We start from the raw sequence: 2364 nt of genomic DNA, 5'->3' as shown, positions 1-2364 counted from the left end.
GGCCCGAAGGCCCGTCCGCGGCGCCCCTCCGGCCGGGTGGAGGGGGAACCCGGCCGGCTCCCGGGAACGTTCCCGGGGGTCGTCCTCAGTCCTGGCGCAGGTAGCTCAGCAGCCGCAGGATCTCGATGTAGAGCCAGACCAGCGTGGTCATCAGGCCGAAGGCGATGTACCAGGCGAACTTCGCCGGCGCGCCCTCCTTGACGGCCCGGTCGGCCATGTCGAAGTCCAGCATCAGGCTGAACGCGGCCACGCCGATGCAGACGATGCTGAACAGGTAGGCCAGTGGCGACCCGTCCCGCAGGCCGAGGCCGCCGATCGTGAAGAAGCTCATGACCATGTTCGCGAGCATCAGCAGCACGACGCCGATCGACGCGCCGATCAGCCACTTGGTGAACCGCGGCGTGACCCGGACGGCGCCGGTCTTGTAGACGATCAGCATGCCGACGAACACGCCGGCGGTGCCGACGATCGCCTGGAAGCCGATGCCCTGGAAGTTCGTGCCGGAGAACTCGAGCGCCCCGGTGAGGGCGCCGAGCGCGACACCCATCGACGCCGAGTACAGCAGCACCAGGAACGGGTTGGTGCTCTGCTTGAAGATCACGATCAACGACACGACGAAGCCGACGACGATCGCGGGAAGGGCCAGGCCGAACAGACCGGACCAGGCCGTCAGGATGCCTGCGACCAGCGCCACGCCGCCGGTGATCGCGGTCTTGATCACCACGTCGTCGACGGTCAGGGGCCGCTCGTTCGCGCCCGCCCGGCCGAACTCGGCGCGCGCGGCCCGGGAGTCGGCATAGGCGGCCCCGCCGCCCATCATGCCGCCGCCCTGGCGGTCGAAGGTGGCGTAGCCGCCCTGCCCAGATGGCAGGTTGCGGAACGCCGGGTTGCTGGTGGTGCGCACCGGTTCCTCCTCGTCGCGTGTCTCGCCGCGCTACGTGGTCAACGCCGGCGGGACCCGATCGGTTCCCACTCGGTAAAGGCGACTTTACCCAGACCGGCGAGCCGGGCGTCGGTCACGCGGCGGTCATGCGGCCGCGGTACCCCGATCCGGCGGGTCCAGCACCACGCCGGCCGCCTCGATCGCCGCCTCGGTCTGCAGCCGCGCGAAGGGTCGCTCGCGCTCGGGGACCTCGCACAGCGGCGGGCGCGCGAGGCCGACGGCCCGGCAGAGATCGTGGAGGACGTCGTCGTAGGCCGCCATGAGGGCGACCCGGCGGACGTGGGTGGTGGGCTGCCGGCCGCGCACCTCGCGGCGCAACCGGTGCAGGTCGGCGACCAGCGACTCGAAGGACTGCGCCGTGACCGGGGGCGGGCCGCCGCGGCGGCACAGCCGGCGCAGCAGGTCGGGCAGCCCGAGCAGCACGGGGAAGAACCGCGCCACCCCCCAGATGAGGAGTGTCGGCGCAGCGGCGACCACGACGTACACCAGCACGCCGAGCGCGATCGGGCGGTCCGCCGACACCCGAGACACGGTACCGAGAATTCGCAGGTCAGAGGGATCTTGAAGGCGTCGGGAGGGTCACCCGTGAGCCGCGCGCTAGGTTCGGCCGGTGCCGCACCCCGAACCCGCGCCCCGCCGGCTCGTCCGGCCCGCCGCCTACGCGGTCTGCGTCGAGGACGGGCAGGTGCTGCTCGCCCGCTGGACCGGGCCGCGCGGCCCCGAGTGGACGCTGCCCGGCGGCGGGCTGCACCACGGCGAGGACCCGCGCGCCGGCGCGGTCCGGGAGGTCGAGGAGGAGACCGGCTTCACGGTCGCGCTCGACCGGCTGCTCACCGTCGACTCGGTGCACTTCCCGGACGCCGTGAGCCGTGCGGGCGAGCCGCTGGACATGTTCGGCATCCGGATCGTCTACGCCGCGCACGTCCTCGGCGGTGAGCTGCGTCACGAGGTCGGCGGTACCACGGACATGGCGGCCTGGGTCCCGCTCGACGAGGTGGCGGCGCTGGTCCGGGTCCCCCTCGTCGAGACCGGGCTGGCGGCCTGGCGCTCGGAGGACCCGGCGCGCACCGCCGTGCTCGGCTCCTGAGCCGCTACGCGACCTGGTCCTTCACGGCCACCTTCTCGTCCGCCCTGCCGTCCGCCTCCGCGGCGACGACGGGCAGCGCGGCCGTCGGGGCCGGCGGCTGGGCGTTCACCGTGGGCGCGGGGGCGTCGTCGCGCAGCCCGCGCATCTCCCCCTTGAAGATCCGGGCGCTCTGCCCGACCGAGCGGGCCATGGTCGGCAGCCGCTTCGCCCCGAAGAGGAGCAGCAGCACACCGACGAGGATGACGATCTCCCAGCCACCGAGGTTCGGCACGACGTGGTCCTTCCGTGTCGCGCGGGCCGGCCGACCCGCGCGGGGGGGCGGACAGATCGCAAG

Annotated in this window: 4 protein-coding genes; 1 reads left to right on the top strand and 3 read right to left on the bottom strand. The window is 73.2% G+C overall.

Annotated elements, in window-relative coordinates:
• Window positions 1-85 precede the first annotated feature (85 nt).
• Window positions 86-904 carry a Bax inhibitor-1/YccA family protein gene (locus AB0B41_RS43065; protein WP_358213001.1) on the bottom strand — a complete coding sequence of 273 codons (819 nt, stop codon included), beginning with the start codon at window positions 902-904 and terminating at the stop codon, window positions 86-88.
• 123 nt (window positions 905-1027) lie between these two features.
• Entirely contained in the window at window positions 1028-1465 is a 438-nt protein-coding gene (locus AB0B41_RS43060) for a hypothetical protein (RefSeq protein WP_358213000.1), read from the bottom strand.
• Window positions 1466-1553: 88 nt separating this feature from the next.
• On the opposite strand from AB0B41_RS43060, the gene AB0B41_RS43055 reads away from it, so the two are divergent.
• Window positions 1554-2030 (top strand): NUDIX hydrolase, encoded by a 477-nt coding sequence (locus AB0B41_RS43055; protein WP_358212999.1) that lies wholly within the window; start codon window positions 1554-1556, stop codon window positions 2028-2030.
• 4 nt (window positions 2031-2034) lie between these two features.
• On the opposite strand, the gene tatA is transcribed toward AB0B41_RS43055, so the two are convergent.
• Entirely contained in the window at window positions 2035-2301 is a 267-nt protein-coding gene (tatA, locus tag AB0B41_RS43050; RefSeq protein ID WP_358212997.1) for a Sec-independent protein translocase subunit TatA, read from the bottom strand.
• Window positions 2302-2364: the final 63 nt, after the last annotated feature.

Source organism: Pseudonocardia sp. NPDC049154, assembly GCF_040648315.1.
Taxonomy (GTDB): domain Bacteria; phylum Actinomycetota; class Actinomycetes; order Mycobacteriales; family Pseudonocardiaceae; genus Pseudonocardia.
Note: the sequence above shows the minus strand (reverse complement) of the source record. Positions and strands in the feature narration are given on the sequence as shown.